Source organism: Rhodopirellula islandica (genome assembly GCF_001027925.1).
GTDB lineage: Bacteria > Planctomycetota > Planctomycetia > Pirellulales > Pirellulaceae > Rhodopirellula > Rhodopirellula islandica.
The window spans coordinates 429,582-450,380 of the sequence record NZ_LECT01000044.1 but is presented as its reverse complement, the minus strand read 5'-3'; the positions used below and the strand labels follow the sequence as shown (position 1 = coordinate 450,380).

Genomic DNA, 20,799 nt, shown 5'->3' with positions numbered 1-20,799 from the left:
TCGCTACACCGAGATGGGGATGGAAGCCGTCGCCGGCGTTGTCCTGGTTGTGTTCCGTGACATTGAAGCAGCGTCATGACATTTTCTCCCAACCTCGAAAAGAAACCACGGGACCAACCAACTGGCCCAAGCGAGAAGACGGTGTGCAAAATCAGTTTCTGTTCCCGTGAGAATCGTGAACCCGACGACGACTCGAAGCATCAACGGCGAGCACAGCAGCAGAAAACAGCGTGTTGCCCAAAGACGGTGCTGACGGATCCTCCCGCTCATTGCACTGCGGATCGCGAGCGCCATCGTGATCGCCGTTGCCAGTGACAGCAGTGTGAAGGCGACTTCCGCACTCGGGCCAGCCATGGCGTGCTGGGCCATCACCAAACCGCTAGGAAACAAAAACAACAGGACCACAACGGCTTGAACCCGCCCGATGACACGGTGCCATCTTGGAGTCGGTTTCCGCTTCGATCCACTGAAGAACAACGCGGCACCTTGAACCAATGCGATCGGCCCCGCGACAATGTGAACGTAGAACGCGATGGAGTACCAACCGTGGAAGTGACTTCGGTGAGCCGACAGGAAAACCGAGTCCTTCAGGTTGGCAGGGAAATAGTCCTGGTACGGGAGCAGGAGCTGGACCAAGACACTCACGCCGAGCACGAGCGTCATCGCGGTTGCCACTCGCACCAGCCGGTTCAGTCGTGACGCATCACGGTTGAAAACGGTTCCGCGAGGAGAAGCTTTGAAAAGGGAATGCTCGGAAGCCATCGATTATCCTCCTGCTGGAGTCTAACCGTTTTGAAATCAGCACACCAAATGGATTGCAACATGAACGAATCGAGAGCTCCCAAATTGAACCATCCATCAGCAGAGGGTTCATCGCAGTCCGATGCGCCGCACCAGTGGAATCAGTGCTCCCCCGCGGATGCGACGCTGGGTGTTTGCCCCGTTTGTTTGGGGCGAACCCTGATCGAAATTCGCGGCAAGTTGCAGTGCGAGCGATGTCACACGATTTGCGAAACGTGCTGCGAAGGCGGCCGCACTTGAGGTATTGGTAAGCTGCCACGCATCCTATGGATGCCGTGCATCGTGGTCTGTTCCAACTCAATTTCAGGGTAGCGGAACTCGTCAAGAGTTTCGTTGGTGGCGGGGAAACCGAAAGTCTTGACGACTTCCGCTACGGCCGTAACCCTCATTCCTAGGCGTATTGGACCACTAATGAGGCTGGCGAACGAAACGCCAGTTCGGAACTTCCGCGACACGCTGGGTGGGAGTGCTGTCGGCCGCCGCTGCGGTTGCGGTTGCTTCTCCGGACGGTTGCCGGATGAAGTTCCGCGAGGAGTGTGCCGATGCGGGAGACGGTGATTGATGGCTCAACGAGTCGGTTGCCGAGCCCGTTGGCCAAGACGCTGGTCCAGCCGCATCAGAGGGCAGGAGCAAGTCGTCTTCCTCAGGGTAGGGCGGCAGCAGTTCTTCGAGCGAGGTGTCGAGCAGGTCGCTGGGACTTGCCGGCGAGTCCTCCTGCTTTTCATTTTCGCTGGCCGAAGGCGGGGGTAGAAGCTGCGGCTTTTCTTTCAGCAATTCCTCCACCTTCCGCTCGTCGAGCGAACGTCGCTGCTCGCTACCGACAGGCGGGCCACCGAACGTTTGCGAAGGTTCGATTTCCTCTGGCTCAATCAAGTACTTTTTGTACTTCTTTTCCAACCGTTGGTGTTCTTGGTATTCACGAAAACGCTGGATCTCTTCTGCAGTCAATTGCTGCTTTGGGAGTGGCTCGTTTGCGACCGGGATGTCGCTGGTCAGGGCTGATTTTTCGAGCGTTGGTTCCGACGATGATGTTGTCGAGGGATCCTCGTTTGCCAGGACAGAGAACCCATGGTGCGTGAACTGATCGATGTGTTTCGAGTGCAGCTGAAACCGAGGCGAGTTGGTCTCGGGATAGTGACTTCCGATTGTTTCGTGATCGAGGATCGGGTCAACAGGCTGGGCACCCACTTCGGCCGCAGCGGCTTCGAAGCTGACTTTTCGAGCGTACTCGTCAAAGCGGTCGTAGAATGTCGGATGATCGGCGGTGGGCAGCATGGTTGGACGCAATCTGCTGAAGCCATCGCGAAGTTCGCTTGATTGCAGCGAGTTGGCTTGACACGTTCCCTGGCAACTTGGTGACTGGCACGTCTTGCACCCCATCACTTTGTCACCCAGGTTGCCGGTGCGTGCCGGGTACGAACGCGGCGGCAGATTGGCCATCGGTCGCATGCCGCTGCTGTGGCAGGCGTGGTACCCGTCACCCCAGCTGGCTCCGCAAAAGCGTCCGACCCGCTCGACCATCTCCGGGAACCCAGCTGAGCTGGTGCCGGTCAAACCTGGGCCAGCTGACAACATGATGCCCCCCAACGCGACGGCGCTAATCCAGCGACGTCGAAGCAGGCGATTCACGCGACGGGCCGCGGGAGCGGTCGGGCGTGCGGCGGTTGCTTCGTGGGCGCTGGGAGCGGGCGTGTCAGTGGGTTTTGAAAACCATGTCATGAAACAGACTCAAGCGATGGCGGCGGGGCGAGACGCTTGGCCGCCGTAGCGAGACCAGGCGATCGCATTGGAGCGACGTCCCTCCCAACGATCGGCATGAGCCACCCGACCGCTTCATCTGCCAGAACAGTCGCAAGCGAATTTCGCAAACGCTCTGTGGGTCAGCACGGTTAGTGAATCTACAAGGATTCTGCCAGGAAACGCGAGCGTTGCTGGCGGAGGCTGATTGGCGAGATTGACCAGCTGGCTCGCCGTTTCCAGGAAAAACCAAGGCAATTGAGGCGACTTCCGTTCCGCCAATCCCGCCTTGTGTCGGTGATTGAGTGGTTGCCAACTCGCTCAACTGGCGGTCTCTCGGCAGCTTCGGCTCGGTCGGTTAATTTGGGTGCATGATTCACTCTAAATTGATGGTCGCCATGAGCGACTCCGCTGACGGTTCTGTATCCAACGACGCTCGTTCAAGTCTCGGCTCCGAGGGAGCCCAGGTGATGGCGGGCCTGGCCGATCGAAACGCAAATTTGTTTCGACGTTTGGGAATCGCGCTCGGTGATCCTGCTGCGTGGGTGCGCCTGCCCGACGGAAAAAACATCGGCATCGTGCGTGACTTGGAAATGGACCGAACTCGCGCCGCGGGACAATTGGATTCCGTTCAATGTCCGGCTGATTTTCCGCCCGTCTCGGGATCCGCCAGTGGCGATCGCGAAACCGCGTCCGCTCAATCCGTCGCCCGATTCCTTCAGCTTCAATCGATCGATCAGGTCGTCGTCGACCGAGCGTTCCCGCTGATCTACGCCTGGCACTTGGCCGACGCTGGGATCTCAATCGCCTACGACGATGACTTGGGCGTGATCGATCGCCGCGTCAAAACGGAGCAAGAGATCGAATGGCTTCGGAAAGCTCAGTCGGTCACGGAGTCGGTGATGCGGCAGATGTGTGAAATGATCGCCACCGCGGAGGTCGGTTCAGAAGGTCGATTGATGGTCGGTGGCGAACCGTTGACCAGCGAACGAGTTCGCACGATGGCGGCGGAAGCGTTCATGAAACGTGATTACACGATGAGCCACGGTGCGATCGTTGCGACGTTGCCGGAATCAGCGGATTGCCACCACCGAGGCGACGGCGATTTGTACACCGGGCATCCGGTCATCGTCGATCTTTTTCCACGCGATGAGTCAACTCGCTACAACGGCGACTGCACGCGAACCGTGGTCCATGGAACGCCTAGCGAGACCGTTCAGAAAATGCACACGGCGGTGGTCGCATCCAAGGAAGCCGCCGAGGCAGTCTTGTTCCCCGGAAGAACGGGCGAAGAAGTCCAGTTGGCCGTTGAGAAGGTCTTGGTCAGTCACGGGTACCCGATCTCACGAGGGGAGCAGACGGACGGGCCCTCGATTCAACACGGCACCGGCCACGGGATCGGTCTGGAAGTTCACGAGCCGATCCTGCTGGATCATGGCGGAGGTGAAATGCTCGCCGGTGAAGTTTTCACGGTCGAACCGGGGCTCTATGGACGTCAACATGGTGGTGTTCGCATCGAAGACATGTTGGTCGTGACGGCGGACGGTCCTGTCAACTTGAACCAGTTGCCGATGGGGCTGGATTGGAATCCAAGCTGACGCAGGTAAGCAGGAGTCTTTCGGCCGTCGCGAAAGTCGTCAAGACTTTCGGCGATTGAGGGTGCAAATCAAAACTCTTGACGAGTTTTGCGACCCGAAAAATTCGTTGTGACGCAGCACTCTTGCTTGGTTTTCGGGTCGCGGGATTCAGATCGGTACAGTTCGTTACCAAAGCAACGGTGCGTGCGCCCCCGACATCGAGGAAACTGAAGCCATGAGTGATTCAATGACTTCTGTTTCGTCTCGCCGGCACGACCTGGACGCGTTGCGAGGGATCGCCATGTTGCTGGGGATTTTCTTGCACGCAGCAATCGCCTACTCGCCCGATGCCGGGCGAGGGTGGCCGATCCAAGACTCGCAAAGCAGCGATTTGGTTTCGATGTTCATTGCGCTGGTGCATGGTTTTCGAATGCCGTTGTTTTTCTTGCTCAGCGGCTTCTTCACGATGATGCTGTTTCGGCGCCGCGGGGTTTCGAAGCTGATCGAAAATCGCATCCTGCGAATTGCGATTCCGTTTGTGATTGGAATGTGCACGATCATTCCCGCCATGTGGATCGTTGCTGGCTACATCCAGGCCCACCCTACGGGCATTGTCACCGCCGTCGACCCAACTGATCTGTTGACTCCCGTCGTTCAAGATGACTTGGCAGGAGTGGAAAAAGCGTTGTTGGCAGGCGCCGATGTCAATCAACGATCCGAGCAAGGTGACTCACCCTTCTTGGTGGCCGCGTTCCTGGGACGCGATGACATTGCCAAGGTGTTGTTGGATCACGACGCGGACCCAGAACTGGGAAACCACAAGGGAGAGCGGCCGATCGACGTGATGCGGGCACCCTGGGGAACGACCGAGTTCGTGGCCGGGTTGTTGCAAATCGAAGTCGATCAGGAGGACGTGGAATCCGGCCGGCAGAAAATCGCGACGATGATGGGCGTCACCTTGTCGGAACCGGTCGCCGGTGGCGGCATGGACGCCGTGGACTGGGGCGGATTGATGTTTCTGTTGTTCGAATTTCCGGTGACCGGTCACCTGTGGTTTTTATCGTTCCTGTGCTTCCTGGTGACGGGGTTTGTACTCGTCCTGACGTTGACCCCGCGGGCATGGCGTTCACGATGGGATCTGGCGTCCGTCGTTCGTTCGCCGCGCTGTTTGTTGTGGTTGATCCCGCTGACGATGTTGCCACATTGGTTCATGCGGCACGAAGGCTTCGGGCCGGCGACATCGGTCGGTCTGCTACCGATGCCATCGGTGCTGGCGTACTACGCATTGTTCTTTGGCTTTGGCGCGATTTACTTCGACGCCAATGACCGCGACGGGGATCTCGGTCGCGGATGGAAGATGAGTCTGCCGCTGTCGTTCACCATCCTGTTTGCAATCGGATGGACGCTGCGTGGGCAAACGGAGGGCGGAGGGTTGGTCGCTTCCGTCTTCGTTCAATCCGCGTATGCCTGGATCGTGTCCTTCGGCATGATGGGAATGTTTCGAACCCTATTCGCTCATCCCAGTCGCACACTGCGGTACCTTTCGGATTCGAGTTACTGGTTGTACCTCGCTCACCTGCCGCTGGTGATGTACCTGCAGTTTTGGGTGCGAGACTGGGAGGTCCCGCTATTGGTGAAGTTCACGATTGTCAGTGGGGTCTCAAGCGTGGTGCTGTTGCTGAGCTACCAGATCTTTGTTCGCCACACTCCAATCGGATGGTTGCTCAACGGGAAGCGAAAGCCATCCGTGCCAGGCGCGAACGACGCGCTCGGCACGGAGGTTGTTGCCGCTCAGTTGGTCCGTCAGTGAGACGTTTCCAGGACTTCGCCCTTGGGTTGTCCCATTTGTGAGAGCAGGTCACCAAACCAGTCCACGTTGATGTCGAATGGTTTGCCACCGGCGATCCGTTCAAACTCAATTGCCCGAAGTTCGTTGCTTTGGTCTTCGTCTTCTCCGATCACACCACCGATGCCTTGCATGGCACACTCGACCGCCTTCTTGGCACAGCGACCGATCAAGGCAATGTCTTCGGCGTTGGCAGCGGCGGCGCGACTGAAGTAGCCGCTCTTTTGCACGAGTGTCTTCTCAGCACCCAGCATGTCGGCGAATTGCTTGCCGAACCATTTGCCGGGGTTCACGGCGTCCAGTTTGTAGTGACCGAATGCATCTTTGGGAACGCTTTCGCCTCGCGATTCCATTTCCTTGACGATGGTGTCCACGCCGGCACCTTCCGAGATGAAGATGTTGACGCAATCGTTTTCATCCATGATCGCGCGCAAACGCTTGGCTTCTTCTTCGAGATCAAAACTCATCTCAGGAACGAAGACACCGTGCACATCGCGACGTTGTTGACTGAGTCCCATTTCGGGCAAGAAGTTCAGCTTCTGCAATCGCTCGCGATATTTCGCAGCGGTGGCGGCGGTCAGCCAACCACAGTTGCGTCCCATGACTTCGTGAATGATCAGCATGCGTGGGTTGGCGCTGTGTTCACCCACCACGTTTTCGAAGAACTTGGCACCTTCTTCAGCCGCCGTCCAAGCACCGAGACTTTGCTTGATCGGAATGACGTCGTTGTCGATCGTTTTGGGCAAACCAACCACGGTCAGTTGGTATTCGTGTTTGGCCAAGTAGGCCGCCAAGTCAGCGGCGGTCGTGTTGGTGTCGTCACCACCGATGGTGTGCAACACGTCGACTTCGTCGGATTGCAATCGCTCAGCAGCCACCTGCAGTGGATCTTGGCCTTCGCTGACCAACCCGCGTTTCACGCAATCGGCGACGTTGGTCAGCTTGACCCGACTGTTGCCGATGGGACTGCCACCGTGCTGGTGCAAGATCGCCGCATTCTTTCGCGAATGATCATCGACGACGAAGCTGTCGCCGAGCAGCAGACCTTTGTAACCGGATCGATAGCAGAGGATTTCAATTTCAGGAGCCTGCTCCGTGTAGGCTTCAAGCAGGGCTCCGATGGCCGACGACAGACACGGGGCCAAGCCGCCGGCGGTGAGGATTCCGACACGTTTGATCGACATGAGGTTGGTTTCCGAAAGCTCAAAGGGCGCGAACGCGTGAATTTTCTAAAAGCCTATCGAATCATCGGAATTTCGTCGCCCCGTCAGGAGTGGCATTCTCGGGCGGTCAATTGCTGGTGGGGTTCGAAGTTGCGTTTTGGCCATCAGCTGAAATCGTGCAGATCCAACGCCCGAGCTCCGATTTTACAATTTACAATTGTCAATTTAACTTTTTCAATTGACCGCACGCTCCTCCCTCACTCCACCACCGCCAGCAGATCTCCCGCTTCGACTTGGGTTCCTGGAGGTGTATGGATTTTGGTGACGACGCCGTCAGCGGGCGCGTTGATGGTGGTTTCCATTTTCATGGCTTCCAGCACCAACAACTTTTGCCCCGCCTTCACCTTTTCACCTTCGGCCGCAGCCACCGTGATGACCATCCCAGGCATCGACGCAGCGACATGGGTGGCGTCGGATGGATCGGCTTTCACCGCGGCTTTGATGTCCACGTCCAACGATCGATCGATGACCGAGACTTCTCGGGGTTGCCCGTTGAGTTCAAAGAACACCGTGCGTGTGCCATCGGGATAGGGCTGTCCAACGGCTAGATATTTGACGATCAAACGTTTGCCGGGTTCGATGTCGACGGCGATCTCATCACCCGGTTCCTGCCCATAGAAAAAATTGGGGGTCGGAAGGGTTTCCACGTCTCCGTAGGTGTTGCGATGCTGCGAGTACTCTTCGAATACTTTGGGATACAGCAGGTACGTCACTGCATCACGGTCACTGGGCGCTTCGTGGGTCAGTTCGGCCGCTTGGGCCTTGGCCGCCTCTAAGTCGGCGGGTGGCATGGATGCACCTGGGCGTTCCAGCACGGGGGCTTGGTCACCGAGAATCTTCTGCATGACTTTTTCGGGGAAGCCGCCTGGTGGTTGTCCCATCCGGCCACCAATCAGATCCAGCACACTGGCGGGAAACGCGAGTGCCTTGTTCGTCGTCAGGACCTCTTCCGCCGACATTTCATTGGCGACCAAGAACAACGCCATGTCACCGACGGCTTTGCTGGTGGGAGTCACCTTGACGATGTCGCCGAACAATCGGTTCACGTCCGCGTAAGCGCGGCAGACGCCAGCCCACTGATCCGCCAATCCCAAAGCACGGGCTTGTTGAAACAGGTTGGTGTATTGGCCACCGGGCATCTCGTGGTCGTACAGGTCACCGGTCGCGGGCAGCACATCACTTTCAAACGGCTTGTAGAATTCACGAGCGGCTTGCCAGTAGGTTGCCAGCTGAGTCAACGACTCACCATCCAGCGAAGATTCACGGTCGGTGAAACGAAGGGCTTCGACCAGCGTGTTCAAGTTCACTTGGCTGGTTCCGCCTGACAAGGGCGCCAGTGCCGCGTCGGCGATCTGCAACCCTTCGCCGGCAGCGGCCATCAACGTGGACGCTTGAATTCCACCGGTGTCGTGAGTGTGCAAGTGAATGGGCAGGTCGACTTCGTCACGCAAGGCTCGCAGCAGCTTCACCGCCGCGGCTGGTTTGAGCAGCCCTGCCATGTCTTTGATCGCAATCATGTGAGCGCCGCCCGCCTGCAGCTTCTTCGCCAGATCGACGTAGTACTTCAGGTCGTACTTGGTCCGCCGCGGGTCTTGCAAGTCACCGGTGTAGCAGATCGATGCTTCGCAGATACCGCCTTCCTCGATCACGGCGTCCATCGCCACCCTCATGTTCTCTTCCCAGTTCAGCGCATCGAACACGCGGAACACGTCCATGCCTGCCTGCACGGCTTCGCGAACAAACAGCCGCACGACGTTGTCGGGGTAGTTGGTGTAGCCAACCGCGTTGCTGGCCCGCAGCAGCATCTGCGTCAGAATGTTGGGAACGGCTGCGCGGAGGTCAGCCAGCCGTTGCCAAGGTGATTCCTTGAGAAAACGCATCGACGTGTCAAAGGTGGCTCCTCCCCACATTTCCAGCGAGAACAATTGTGGGGCCAGGTGAGCGTAGGCCGGCGCGATGCGAAGCATGTCATCGGTACGAACTCGAGTGGCCAGCAACGATTGATGCGCGTCACGCATGGTCGTGTCGGTCAGCAGCAGCCCTTTTTGTTCGCGAATCCAACGCATCAATCCATCGACGCCTTCCTCGCGAAAAATGTCGGCGGTTCCGCGAGGTGGCGTGGAGGTGGGCGGGATCTCGGGAACCGGGGCTGGTTCGCGGCGAACAGCGGGTGGACGCCCTGTGACGAGCGGGTTCCCGTTGACAATCGTTTCGCCCAGGAACGTCAGCAACTTGGTGGCTCGGTCACGCCGGCGTGGCAAGCGGAACAGTTCCGGTGTTGTGTCGATCAATCGCGTCGTGGCTTCGCCGGCCAAGAACGTGGGATGATTGACGAGCCGCGTCAGGAACGGAATGTTTGTTTTCACCCCCCGAATTCGAAATTCGTGCAGGCATCGATCCATCCGCCGGGCGGCGGCGGCCAGGGTAGGGGCTCGCGCGGTGACCTTCACCAACATGGAATCGTAAAAAGGATTGACGACCGCGCCACTGAACGCTGTGCCCGCATCGAGACGAACGCCCAGACCAGCTGCACTGCGGTAGTGACTGATTCGGCCGTAGTCGGGACGGAATTCGGCGGCGGGATCTTCGGTCGTGATCCGGCACTGCATCGCGAACCCCATGGTTCGGATGCCATCCTGGGATGGCAGGCCGACCTCTTCACTTTCCAGCGGGTATCCCTGGGCGACCAGGATTTGGTTGCGAACGATGTCGATGCCTGTGACCTCTTCGGTCACCGTGTGCTCGACTTGGATTCGCGGGTTGACCTCGATGAAGTAGAACTCGTTTTGGTCGACATCGAGCAAGAACTCGACCGTTCCCGCGTTCTCGTAGCCACCGCTTGCTTTGCCGACCGCGCGTCCGATTCGCAATGCCGCGTCGCAGATGGCGTCACGCATTTCGGCAGGAAGATTCGGTGCGGGGGCGAGTTCGACGACCTTCTGATGCCGGCGTTGGACGCTGCAATCGCGTTCATACAAGTGAACCAAGTTGCCGTGGCGGTCACCGAGCAATTGCACTTCCAAGTGCCGGGCTCGTTGGACAAAGCGTTCCAGGAAGACTTCGTCACTTCCAAATGCCGTTTTCGCTTCGCGCTGGGCGGCTTCGAGGGAACTTCCCAATTCGCTGGGGTCCATCACCACACGCATGCCCCGACCGCCACCACCTTTGGCGGCTTTCAACATGATCGGATAGCCCAGATTCTCAGCCGCTTCGATCGCTTCGTCGACCGAGGTGACGGCTTGAGCGGTTCCGCCCAACACGGGCACGCCAGCGATTTCGGCCAAGCGACGGGCGCTGGTTTTATCGCCCAGATCTCGCAAGCTTTGCTCGCTGGGACCGATGAACAAAATGCCTGCTTCCGTGAGCGCCTTGGCGAACTCAGGGTTCTCAGACAGGAAGCCATATCCCGGGTGCACCGCATCGATGTGGTGCTTCAAGCACAAGCCAACGATGGCGTCGATGTTGAGGTAAGAACGAATGGGCTCGCCGGGCGTCCCGATTTGGTAGGCCTCGTCGGCTTTGAATCGGTGCAGGGCGTAGCGGTCTTCGTGGGAATAAATCGCGACAGTGCGAATGCCCAGTTCGTGAGCCGAGCGAAACACCCGGGTGGCAATTTCGCTGCGATTGGCAGCCAGGATTTTTCGAATCGGGCGAATGGGGGCGGAGTCAGTGGCAGCAGTCGATTCAGCGACGGTCATCAGGGCGTCCAATGCGGGGAAGTCATAGTCGAATCGTTAATCTACACGTTTCGAAACGCCCGTTCAGCAACCGAGATCGACTTGTTCGGCCACAAAAGCATTTGAATCTCTGAGACCGGTTTCTTCTGCGTCGTCGCTCACTCGACGCCTTCGGTGATGCGGCCGTGCAGATGCTCGATGCAGGTTGCAATCAACGCAGTCCAGCCGGTCTGGTGACTTGCGCCCAAGCCTTCGCCGGTGTCGCCATGGAAGTACTCGTAAAACAAGACTTGGTCCTGCCACAACGATTCGTCGCTCTTCATCCCGCTGCCACGCAAACAGGGCCGAGAGCCGCCTTCTGCGGGCGTGGAAAAAATATTCGACATCCGGCGATTCAGTTCATCCGCCACTTCGCGAAGGTTCATCTTCACACCCGATCCCGTCGGGCATTCGACTTGGATGTCATCGCCGTAGAACTCGTGGTACCGCTGCAGGGCTTCGATCAACAGGTAGCTGGTCGGGAACCAGATCGGCCCTCGCCAGTTGCTGTTGCCACCAAACATCCAGCTGTCTGATTCGCCTGGCACGTAGGCAACGGTGTGTTCTTTCCCACGGACCGTGACGCGAAACGGTTCGCTTTCATGTTTCTTGGAAAGAGAACGAATCCCAAAGTCGGAAAGGAACTCCGCTTCATCGAGCAGGATCTCCAGGACGCGTTCCAAGCGTTCTTGAGTCGGAATGGAAATCAGCATTCGGTGGTGGCGTTTGGTCGTCTGGCAAAATGTGATGTGTTGCACCAAGTCATGGCGATTGTTCAGGAACCATTCCAAGCGGTTGCGGAATCCGGGCAAGTCCGCCAGCAAGTCCTCGTCGAGAATCTCCACCGCGATCAGAGGCAGCAACCCGACCAACGATTTGACTCGCATCGGATGAGTCTCGCCGTCGATCTGAAGCTGGTCGTAGTAAAAACCGTCGTCTTCGTCCCACAGCCCGCCGCTCTCGCCACCATTCATGGCATCCACGATGCGGATGAAGTGATCCAGGAACTTGGACGCCATGTCGGAATACGAACGATCATGGCGAGCCAACTCGAGCGCCATCGACATCATTGTGCCGCAGTAAAACGCCATCCACGCGGTTCCGTCGGCCTGTTCCAGTTCGGCTCCCTCGGGCAGCCCTTTGCTGCGATCGAACACGCCGATGTTGTCCAGTCCCAGGAACCCTCCCGCGAAAACGTTGTCGCCGTTGCTGTCGACCTGGTTCACCCACCAAGTGAAATTCACCAGCAAACGCTGGAACGCTTGCGAGAGAAATTTGTAGTCGCGTTTGCCGGTCTCGGCTTCCATTTGGAAGACTCGCAAACACGCCCAGGCATGCACCGGCGGGTTGACGTCATCAAAGTAGAACTCGTAAGCCGGCAATTGCCCGTTGGGATGCATGTACCATTCCCGCAGCAGCACCATCAATTGCTTCTTTGCAAACGCCGGGTCAATGCGAGCCGCCGGGATCATGTGGAATGCCAGATCCCACGCTGCGAACCAAGGGTATTCCCATTTGTCGGGCATCGACAAAACATCGCGAGCGTACAGGTGACGCCAATCTTTGTTGCGACCGCTGTGACGCGCCACCGGGGGCGTCATCACGTCGCGATCGCCGTCCAACCAGTCGGCGACGATGTAGTGATAAAACTGCTTCGTCCACATCAATCCCGCGTAGGCTTGCCGCGAAACCAAGCGTTGCTCGTCGGTTGCCTTGGGCGGAATGATGGCTTGATAAAACTCGTTGGCTTCTTCACGTCGTTGCGTCAGGACGTTGTCAAAGTCGTCGCCGAGGTCCGGATGAAACTCGCCGACCTTTTCCTTCACGCTCAAGCGAACTTTGACGTGCCGCGTTTCGCCCGCCGCCAAATTCCAACGATAGAGCGCAGCGACTTTGGTGCCGTGTCGCTTGGGATTCACCGCGTCGGTTTGTTCGTCGATGACGTACCGATGGAAGGCGTCTTTGGTGTACGGCGAGAAGTTTTCGGTGCCGAACAAGTGTTCGGAATTGGTTTCGTTTTCCGTGAACAGCAACTCGCTGTCCGGTTGATTCTCAAACGCACAAACAAACGGTTCCAGCGTGTCGTGTCGCGTTTGAACGATGTGAGAATCGATCGCCTGAATGGTCGGCTTTGCCGTGCAGCCTTCGTGCAAGCAACCCCAAACCCAGGTGTTGCGGAACCACAGCGTTGGCAGCAGCGTGATCTCGTGAGCGTCGGGACCTTGGTTGGTGATCGCAATGTCAATCAGCAAATCGTTGTCCGACGCTTTCGCGTACGTCGCCGTCACATCGAAGAAACGATTTTCATCCAGCAAGCCTGTGTCGATCAGTTCGTACTCGCGATCCTTCAGCCCACGATTGGCGTTGATGCTGACCAATTCACGATACGGGTATCGCTGTTGTGGGTAGCGATACATCGCCTTGGCGTAGGAATGCGTCGGCGTCGAGTCCAGGTAGTAATAAAGTTCCTTGACGTCCTCGCCGTGGTTGCCTTCCGGGCCCGTGAGACCGAACAGGCGTTCTTTCAGAATCGTGTCGTTGCCATTCCACAATGCGATCGAAAAGCACAGCCGACATTGGCGGTCCGTGAACCCGAGCAACCCGTCTTCGCCCCAGCGGTAGGCGCGACTGCGAGCGTGTTCGTGAGGAAAATCACTCCACGACTCACCACCCTCCGAGTAATCCTCTCGAACCGTCCCCCATTGGCGCTCGGAAAGGTACGGCCCCCAACGTTTCCAGTTGTTCTCGCGGCGTTCGTCTTCGTCGAGTCGTTGCTGTTCGGCCGTCGTCATGAAGATGCTCGTTGTCTGCGTCGCCAAAGAAACCCATCCAGAACGTAGTGCGTGATCTGGGGAACCGCCAAGGCGGGGGCCAGCCAAACGGAGGCTTCCGCCAGGGTTTCGCCGGCTGAATCGGCAAACCCACCCGGCATCCAAGCAAACAACCAACCGCGTTCATGCCAGATACCAAAGTCCCACAGCAACTCTTCTGCGTAGGCAAGCATCCAAACCACGCCCAGGAACATAGCGACTCGACCGGCGTTGGTTTGCCATCGCGAGGTCGGGCCAGACGGATGAGCAGACACATTTCCGGCTTCCGACCCAGAGGTGTTCTCGGAGGTCTCGGCGATGCGGCACCAACGAAACCAGTAGATCAGCACCATGTAGGGCACGCCGTGGATGATCACGTTGGTCACCGTGAACGCGTAGTCGGAATTGAAGGTGATGATGCCGATGTACCAACACACCGCCGTCGTCAGGACCACGATGTCCTTGCCGGGATTCCAGGCACCGTGGCGGAAACCTCGGTGCAAACTGCGAGCGGCGTAGGCCAGCATGCTGGCCCAGTAGAGCGGCAACGCAATCGTCGCCAGAACGGCCGGCAACCGAATGAAGTCACCCTCGGCAAACCACCAAAAGTGCCTCGGCAGATGGGCGTGCCAGTGGATCAGCGGGTACAGCGTGGCCAGGTAGATCGCAGAAGCATCGATCCACCACCCCACGCTTTCAGCGTCGTGCTCACGGGAACGATAGAGAGCGACCCATCCGTATTGCTGCCGAATGAAATGAAAAACGGCCAGGTACGCAAGCAAACTCCAAAACAGCGTCACACTTTCGCTGTAGATCGCACCGCCAATCGCAAACGCCAACACTGGGGTCAATCCATACAACCAAGGTCGTCGGCGAAGTTCGGCCCCGTCGAAGTAAACACGGAATCCAGTGGAATAAACATGAGCGACATCGATCAGCAAGATCGTCGCAACCCAGGTCCAACCGGGCGTTTCGCCGTGCAGAAACCCGAACGCCGCACCGATGGGCAGCATCGCCAAGGCAACCAAAGCGCTGCCGCCAAACGTCGCCAAGTCCACCGCGGGCGAGAACAACCACGGCAAATGATCGAGGCTGTGTCGCGAATTGGATGCGGAGTCGCAGGTCGTCATTCGCGGTCACAGCGTGGTATGGTTGGATCCAGAGAGAGCAGAACTCGGGCGTTCAATCGACCGTGCTTCCCCACCAGTCCTTGTTCGGTTGCCAGTTGGGTTCCAGCATCGCCGCTTCGCGTTTTTCCAATCGGTCTTTGCTGGGGCCGTGGGCGCGAGCCCAACGCTGCTTGGCCTTTTCAGCATCGAAGCGGGGGTCCGGTTGAGGGAATTTTGCGTTGACCGATTCAAGGTATGCCAGCAATTCCTTTCGCATCGACGCGACTCGTTCTGGTTGCTCCGCGGCAAGGTCGTTTTGTTCGCCGATGTCGGTGGGCAAATGATACAGCTCGTCGTGTGAATCCAAGTGGTAGTGAATCAGCTTGTAATCACCGGTTCGGATCACCGACGATGGGTCACCACCTTGGTTGCCGTAGTGCGGGTAGTGCCAGATCAGCGATCGTTGCTCCAGCGATTGGTCTTCGCCGTCGGTCAACACGGTTTCAAGTGACCGGCCGTCGATGTGTTGCTGAGGACGCAGAGGCAAATCGCAAACGTCCAGGATGGTGGGATACAGATCCGATCCAATCACCGGCACGTCACAGGTCGATTCAGCAGCGATGCTTGCGGGCATTGAAACGTAGTATGGCTCACGCAGGCCGCCTTCCCATTGTCGGCCCTTGCCGCCGCGGTGGGGCAAGTTGCTGGTCGAGTAGGCGTCGCCCGAGGAGACACCGCCGTTGTCGCCGGTGAAGATGACCAGGGTGTTGTCGGCTTTGCCGGACGCTTCGATCGCCGCCATCACGTCGCCGACCGCGTCATCGAGTGTTTCCATCATCCCGGCGTACACCGGGTTGTCTTGAATCTGACGAACGGGCAACGTGCGATCGATCATGAATCGATTGCCGTCGGCGGGTGGCGCAGGTGCTGATTCACGGTACTTCTGCCACAGTTCTTGCGTGGTTTGGATGGGACCGTGAACGGCGTAGAAAGACAGCATCGCAAAGTACGGTTGGTCGTCTTGGCCCTCGATGAACGAAGCGGTTTCTTTTCCCAAACGACGCGTCAGCGATTCGCCATCGGGACCGCTTTCCATCACCGGGTTGTTGTAGGGTGCGAAGAAGCCGCCTGGAGGGCTGCCGCGATGGTGACCACCGATGTTGATATTGAAACCGTGATCGGTCGGCATGGAATCGTCGCCGCCCAGGTGCCACTTCCCGGCAAAGAACGTTTGATAACCAGCTTCGCGAAGGGCTTCCGGCAAGGTCACATCTGCAGCAGGTAGCTCATGAACGTACTCAGCCGGCAGCAGCTCATCACCGCGATTGAATTTCTCACCGGATGCGGCACCGATCCAGTCGGTGATTCCGTGACGGGCCGTGAACTGGCCCAGCTGAATGCTGGCTCGCGAAGGACTGCAGACGCGACAATTCGCGTAGCCCGCCGTGAACCGCATCCCACGTTTCGCAAGTGCGTCGATGTGCGGTGTTTGGTGAAATTTGCTGCCTTCGATTCCAATGTCATGCAGTCCAAGGTCATCGACCAAAATCAGCACCACGTTGGGACGAGCTTCCTCGGCATTGGTTTTCGCCGCCGAAAGGAAAGCGAGCGTGACGACCAGTGTCCAAAGCAGGACCGACAATCGGGCGCTGAAGAGGCGGATCGCAGCGGTTTCCAGACAATCAGATCGTCGCGAAAAAGGGTTGGAGCGGGAGGTGAAATGTCGCATGAAGGGAGCTCTCGGAGGCAGGGACATCAGGGTGGCCACCAATGTAGCTCCGAGGATCGATGAGGTGCAAATTGCGAGGCCGGCAAACCGAGCGCCATCAAAACCGCACCACCTTGCGAGATCCCGCTGACGACAATGGAATCACTTCGACCACACACACGCCCTTCTGAACGGCGATGTCCTGCGGGAACCAATTTCCGTAAGTCGTCTGCAATCAATCACTTGCGTCCCGAACATGACATACGCCCCAAGCGTTTGGCATCCGACTCGCATGAGGGAGAGTTGTCTCGATGAGGATGTCGGGGAATGGATCAAGGACGGCTTCTCCCACTGGATCACTCGGACCCCCACACATGTCACGCTCACTTTGGACTTTCGTCTCGGGCACCTGCTTCGCCGCCTTGATTGCCGTGTTGGCCGGACCACAGACCGCCCAAGCGGGACACGATTCGCCGCTTTACATTGCTGCGGATCACTACCGCGATGCGGTCAGCCACTTCGAGGACGAGGCTCGGCGAGTTCGGACCATCGATCGCACGGTGCTGCGTTTGATCGATGACTTCGAAGACCAAACAAGCGATGTTCGTTCGGCCGCTCGTCATCCAGATCGTTCGGATCGATTGGCACGGGAGTTCAATGACGTCCAGTTTCTGCAGGCCCGAACCGAGCAAGCTGTTTTTGGATCCGGATGTCCCATCATCGCTCAAGCGTTGACGCCTTGCTGGGGGGATGTGCTGGGTTCATTCGCAGCACTTCAGCAGCAAATGGCCTACGTCCAGCCCTACGTTTCCGGTCGCCCGGCGCTGAACTGCGATGTTCATCACGGGAGCGGCTATTTGACACCGGCCTATCCACCGACTCCTTCGGTGGTCTTCCCCGGTCGAACGCCGCTGCCACTTCCTCGCACCGTTCCCCACGTGCAACAGAAACCGATCAGCTATCCTCATCGAGGTTCACGTGACAACTCACGCGATTTCAATCGCGGTCCCTCGCATCGCGACGCACCTCGCCCCGGCAACTACCGAGCCTCCATTCCTTCGCGGAAATCGGTGCCCAAAGGTGCCGAAATTGGCTTGGTGTTGTTGAACGGTTTTCTGAATCGATAGAGGCATTTGGTTGATCTTATTCGCCACGTCGTTTGATGCTCCACGAGCCCCCAGGATTCTTGTTGAATCCGGGGACTTGGTGCATCTGGTTTGGATCACAGGCTGGAAGCCTTTACCACTTTCGGTCAGACCAGCTTGGTCTTGCCGGGGATCGCGAAGGCTGGCTCGGGAAGGGACGCGTTCATGTCCAGGTTCTCGGGGAACAGATCCAACTTCGATTCGTTCACAGCGAAGTCCCACGTCACTTGCTTGCCTGTGTAGGCAGCCATCCGCCCCAGCACCGCGGTCAATGAACTGTCCGCCGTCTCTTTGAACTCGACAATTGGTTTTCCGGCACGAACACTATCGACCAAGTCCTTGTGCTCTTGCTTGTAGGCCGCACCAATGTCGCCTTCCATCGACCACACTTCGTTGCCGTCGTGGTCGCGAATTTCAGCACCGCGGTTCAATCCGTAGATCGTGCAGATGCCTTTGCTGCCGTAGATGACATTGGAGTTGTCGCCTTGAGCATTGGGAATCTGGCGGCACTTGAACGAAACGGTTCGATTGCCGGGATACAGGTAGTCGATGCTCATGCTGTCCCACATCTCACTGCCTTCGGGACGAGTGAAACGACCACCACTGCCGTAAGCCAACTCAGGCGGTCCGCCCATGATCCAGTTGATCGCATCAATGTTGTGAACTGCTTGCTCAGCAATCTGGTCACCGGACAACCAAATGAAATGCATCCAGTTGTAGATTTGGTACTGGGTGTCGCTCATGCCTTCCTTGCGAATCTTGTTCCAAATCCCGTTGCTGCAGTAGCGCGAGGTCGCCGAGATGATGTCCCCAATCGCACCATCGTGCAGTCGTTTGACCGCTTCGACGTAGTTCGTTTGCCGACGATACTGGGTACCGGTCACGATCGATGTTTTGTTGGCGATGGCTTTGTCATTCGCTTCGACGCAAACGCGATAGCCGGCCGGATCGACGCAGGTCGGTTTCTCGGCGAAAACATGCTTTCCCGCGTCAACCGCATCCAGGACATACTGAGGCCGAAATCCCGGCGGTGTTGCGAACAGCACCACGTCAATTTCGGGATCATCGAGAATCCGCTTGTAAGCATCGATGCCGCCGTGCATCTTGGCGGTCTCGACAGCGACCTTGTCGCCATGCCGTTTCGCAAGCGACTCGCAGATCTTGCCAAGCTTGTCGCCTTCCAAGTCCGCGATCGCGGCGAGTGAGACATTGTCGTTGATGGTGAGCGAATCGTTGATCGCTCCCGTTCCGCGGCCGCCGGCTCCCACCAACGCCAATCGAATGTGGGAGTTGGGTGAACTGCTGACGGATTCGGCAGGTTCCGCCCCGCGAATCGGACGGGCCGCTGCCGTGGCGGCGACTCCGGCGGTCAGAGCGGCACCCGTGCCGAGGAAGCGGCGACGGGTCGGTGTTTTGCTGTCAGGGACAATGCCTGTGGCAGCGGGCGAAGCAATGTTCGAACGGGTGTTTTGGGGCATCATTGGCGGGCTCCTGGTGGAGAATGCACGGGAGGGAAGAACACGAAGTTCTGCCTAGTTTAATGCAATCCCACCGCCGCCGCCGCAAATGGGCCAAAACCGGATGACTCGCGTCATCCGGGCTCCTTCTCGTTGCCAGGCTCTGCCTGGCAACGCCATGCACTTCAGGCTCCGCCTGCTGAGACACAAGCGGGAGGCGGAGCCTCCAAGACAGTGTGTTCCCAGGCAGAGCCTGGGAACAAGGGATCTTGAAACCTCCAACGGGCCCATTTCAAAGGGACCGACCTGAAAACTCTTCTCTGCTCAGGCTTCGTCGAGCAAATCGACGGCTGCGAAGGCTTGGCCTTCCAACATTGCCAAGCTGGCTCCGCCGCCGGTGCTGACGTGGCTGACGTCGTCGGCGAATCCGAGTTGGTCCACGGCAGCGGCACTGTCACCACCACCGATGATGCTGACCGCGTCGCCATCCGCAATCGCTTGAGCAACCGCTTTGGTGCCGGCGTCCATCGGTGGTTTTTCGAACACGCCCATTGGGCCGTTCCAAACGATGGTTTTGGCCGACTTGATCACATCGGCGTACAGCTTGGCGGTTTCAGGACCGATGTCCAAACCTTCCATGTCGTCTGGAATCTCACCTGCAGCAACCACCTTCTTGTTGCAGCCAGCGATGTTCCCGAAGTCATCCCCGCAGTGCGTGTCGACGGGCAGGTGCAGCTTGTCGCCGCCTTTGGCGATCAACTCTTTCGCCAATTCGACCTTGTCCTCTTCGACCAACGAATTGCCGACTTTGCCGCCACTGGCCAACGAGAACGTGTAGGCCATCGCGCCGCCGATCAAGACCGCGTCGCAGATGCCCAACAGGTTGTTGATCACGTTGATTTTGTCGCTGACTTTCGCACCACCCAGGATGGCAACAAAAGGACGCTCTGGATTGCTGATCGCATCGGTGAGGTACTGAATTTCTTTGGCGACCAAGTGACCGACCACGCGAGGCTTGCCGGCCATCGCTTCGGGGACAGCGACCATCGATGCGTCTTTGCGGTGACAGGTTCCGAACGCATCGTTGCAGTAAGCGTCGGCCATGGCAGCCAACTTGCCTGCGAACTCCGCATCGCCTTTCTTTTCGCCTGGATTGAAACGCAAATTTTCCAGCACCAAGACCTCGCCAGCAGCCAATGCTTTTGCTTTGGCCGTTGCGTCTTCGCCAACGGTGTCAGTCGCGAAGTGCACGGTGCTGCCGAGCAACTCGCCCAAGCGTTTCGCGGCCGGGGCAAGCGAATACTTTTCGTCGCCTTCGCCACCGGTCGGGCGCCCCAAGTGGCTCATCAAAATCACCTTGCCACCGCGATCAATCACGCTCTTGATGCTGGGCAGCGCCATGCGGATGCGACGGTCATCGGTGATTGCCAGCGATTCGTCCAACGGCACGTTGAAGTCGACTCGCATGAGGACGGTTTTGTCTTGAACGTCGATTTGGTCAATGGTTTTCTTGGCCATCTGCCGGGAAACTCCGAGGGGGTGTTGAGTGGGGTCGATTTCAGCGACCAAGTATCGGGCAGCAACCCAATTTCGCGAAGGGGACCGATGAAAACCCCTGTTTTTCGCGACCAGGCCCCGATCCCCCCACCCAGAACATCCCACCGAGGCTT

At 58.1% G+C, this 20,799-nt stretch carries 13 protein-coding genes; 4 read left to right on the top strand and 9 right to left on the bottom strand.

Annotation, left to right across the window (positions count from 1 at the left end):
- Positions 1–3: 3 nt before the first annotated feature.
- Positions 4–762: a DUF2306 domain-containing protein gene (locus RISK_RS22950; protein WP_083435130.1), complete on the bottom strand. Its 759-nt coding sequence runs from the start codon at positions 760–762 to the stop codon at positions 4–6.
- 60 nt (positions 763–822) lie between these two features.
- Between RISK_RS22950 and RISK_RS22945 the strand changes: the two genes are divergently transcribed.
- Entirely contained in the window at positions 823–1,041 is a 219-nt protein-coding gene (locus tag RISK_RS22945; RefSeq protein WP_236696599.1) for a hypothetical protein, read from the top strand.
- A gap of 168 nt (positions 1,042–1,209) precedes the next feature.
- Here the strand turns inward: RISK_RS22945 and RISK_RS22940 are convergent, their stop codons facing one another.
- Complete coding sequence (locus RISK_RS22940) at positions 1,210–2,520, bottom strand: hypothetical protein (protein WP_047816596.1); 1,311 nt, start codon at positions 2,518–2,520, stop codon at positions 1,210–1,212.
- Positions 2,521–2,927: 407 nt separating this feature from the next.
- Between RISK_RS22940 and RISK_RS22935 the strand changes: the two genes are divergently transcribed.
- Together RISK_RS22935 and RISK_RS22930 are read left to right on the top strand one after the other, a co-directional pair.
- Entirely contained in the window at positions 2,928–4,136 is a 1,209-nt protein-coding gene (locus tag RISK_RS22935) for a M24 family metallopeptidase (protein WP_236696617.1), read from the top strand.
- 214 nt (positions 4,137–4,350) lie between these two features.
- On the top strand, positions 4,351–5,925 hold the full coding sequence (locus RISK_RS22930; RefSeq protein WP_083435129.1) for an acyltransferase family protein: 1,575 nt from the start codon (positions 4,351–4,353) through the stop codon (positions 5,923–5,925).
- Here the strand turns inward: RISK_RS22930 and RISK_RS22925 are convergent.
- The 5 genes from RISK_RS22925 to RISK_RS22905 form a co-directional block, all read right to left on the bottom strand.
- Positions 5,919–7,145 (bottom strand): pyrophosphate--fructose-6-phosphate 1-phosphotransferase, encoded by a 1,227-nt coding sequence (locus tag RISK_RS22925; protein ID WP_047816593.1) that lies wholly within the window; start codon positions 7,143–7,145, stop codon positions 5,919–5,921. The two genes, RISK_RS22930 and RISK_RS22925, sit on opposite strands and share 7 nt — an antisense overlap.
- A gap of 236 nt (positions 7,146–7,381) precedes the next feature.
- Positions 7,382–10,894, bottom strand: a complete 3,513-nt coding sequence (locus RISK_RS22920; protein ID WP_047816592.1) for a pyruvate carboxylase — start codon at positions 10,892–10,894, stop codon at positions 7,382–7,384.
- Between the two features lie 125 nt (positions 10,895–11,019).
- Complete coding sequence (locus tag RISK_RS22915) at positions 11,020–13,692, bottom strand: MGH1-like glycoside hydrolase domain-containing protein (protein WP_047816591.1); 2,673 nt, start codon at positions 13,690–13,692, stop codon at positions 11,020–11,022.
- Complete coding sequence (locus RISK_RS22910; protein WP_047816590.1) at positions 13,689–14,840, bottom strand: hypothetical protein; 1,152 nt, start codon at positions 14,838–14,840, stop codon at positions 13,689–13,691. The genes RISK_RS22915 and RISK_RS22910 overlap by 4 nt, the downstream gene beginning before the upstream one ends.
- A 52-nt stretch (positions 14,841–14,892) precedes the next feature.
- Positions 14,893–16,548 carry a sulfatase gene (locus RISK_RS22905; RefSeq protein ID WP_047816743.1) on the bottom strand — a complete coding sequence of 552 codons (1,656 nt, stop codon included), beginning with the start codon at positions 16,546–16,548 and terminating at the stop codon, positions 14,893–14,895.
- Positions 16,549–16,901: 353 nt separating this feature from the next.
- Here RISK_RS22905 and RISK_RS22900 point away from each other — a divergent pair, with 353 nt between their 5' ends.
- Positions 16,902–17,654 (top strand): hypothetical protein, encoded by a 753-nt coding sequence (locus RISK_RS22900; RefSeq protein WP_236696598.1) that lies wholly within the window; start codon positions 16,902–16,904, stop codon positions 17,652–17,654.
- Positions 17,655–17,779: 125 nt separating this feature from the next.
- Here the strand turns inward: RISK_RS22900 and RISK_RS22895 are convergent, their stop codons facing one another.
- Both RISK_RS22895 and RISK_RS22890 read right to left on the bottom strand, forming a co-directional pair.
- Positions 17,780–19,150: a Gfo/Idh/MocA family protein gene (locus RISK_RS22895; RefSeq protein ID WP_047816741.1), complete on the bottom strand. Its 1,371-nt coding sequence runs from the start codon at positions 19,148–19,150 to the stop codon at positions 17,780–17,782.
- Between the two features lie 303 nt (positions 19,151–19,453).
- Positions 19,454–20,647, bottom strand: coding sequence for a phosphoglycerate kinase (locus tag RISK_RS22890; protein WP_047816589.1), 1,194 nt, complete (start codon positions 20,645–20,647; stop codon positions 19,454–19,456).
- Positions 20,648–20,799: the final 152 nt, after the last annotated feature.

What these genes read in the sequence shown, in the direction of transcription:
- RISK_RS22895 (WP_047816741.1), bottom strand. Translation starts at nt 19,150, where the DNA reads ATGCCCCAAAACACCCGTTCGAACATTGCTTCGCCCGCTGCCACAGGC.
- RISK_RS22925 (WP_047816593.1), bottom strand. Translation starts at nt 7,145, where the DNA reads ATGTCGATCAAACGTGTCGGAATCCTCACCGCCGGCGGCTTGGCCCCG.
- RISK_RS22890 (WP_047816589.1), bottom strand. Translation starts at nt 20,647, where the DNA reads ATGGCCAAGAAAACCATTGACCAAATCGACGTTCAAGACAAAACCGTC.
- RISK_RS22935 (WP_236696617.1), top strand. Translation starts at nt 2,928, where the DNA reads ATGGTCGCCATGAGCGACTCCGCTGACGGTTCTGTATCCAACGACGCT.
- RISK_RS22940 (WP_047816596.1), bottom strand. Translation starts at nt 2,520, where the DNA reads ATGACATGGTTTTCAAAACCCACTGACACGCCCGCTCCCAGCGCCCAC.
- RISK_RS22900 (WP_236696598.1), top strand. Translation starts at nt 16,902, where the DNA reads ATGTCACGCTCACTTTGGACTTTCGTCTCGGGCACCTGCTTCGCCGCC.
- RISK_RS22945 (WP_236696599.1), top strand. Translation starts at nt 823, where the DNA reads ATGAACGAATCGAGAGCTCCCAAATTGAACCATCCATCAGCAGAGGGT.
- RISK_RS22910 (WP_047816590.1), bottom strand. Translation starts at nt 14,840, where the DNA reads ATGACGACCTGCGACTCCGCATCCAATTCGCGACACAGCCTCGATCAT.
- RISK_RS22905 (WP_047816743.1), bottom strand. Translation starts at nt 16,548, where the DNA reads ATGCGACATTTCACCTCCCGCTCCAACCCTTTTTCGCGACGATCTGAT.
- RISK_RS22950 (WP_083435130.1), bottom strand. Translation starts at nt 762, where the DNA reads ATGGCTTCCGAGCATTCCCTTTTCAAAGCTTCTCCTCGCGGAACCGTT.
- RISK_RS22915 (WP_047816591.1), bottom strand. Translation starts at nt 13,692, where the DNA reads ATGACGACGGCCGAACAGCAACGACTCGACGAAGACGAACGCCGCGAG.
- RISK_RS22930 (WP_083435129.1), top strand. Translation starts at nt 4,351, where the DNA reads ATGAGTGATTCAATGACTTCTGTTTCGTCTCGCCGGCACGACCTGGAC.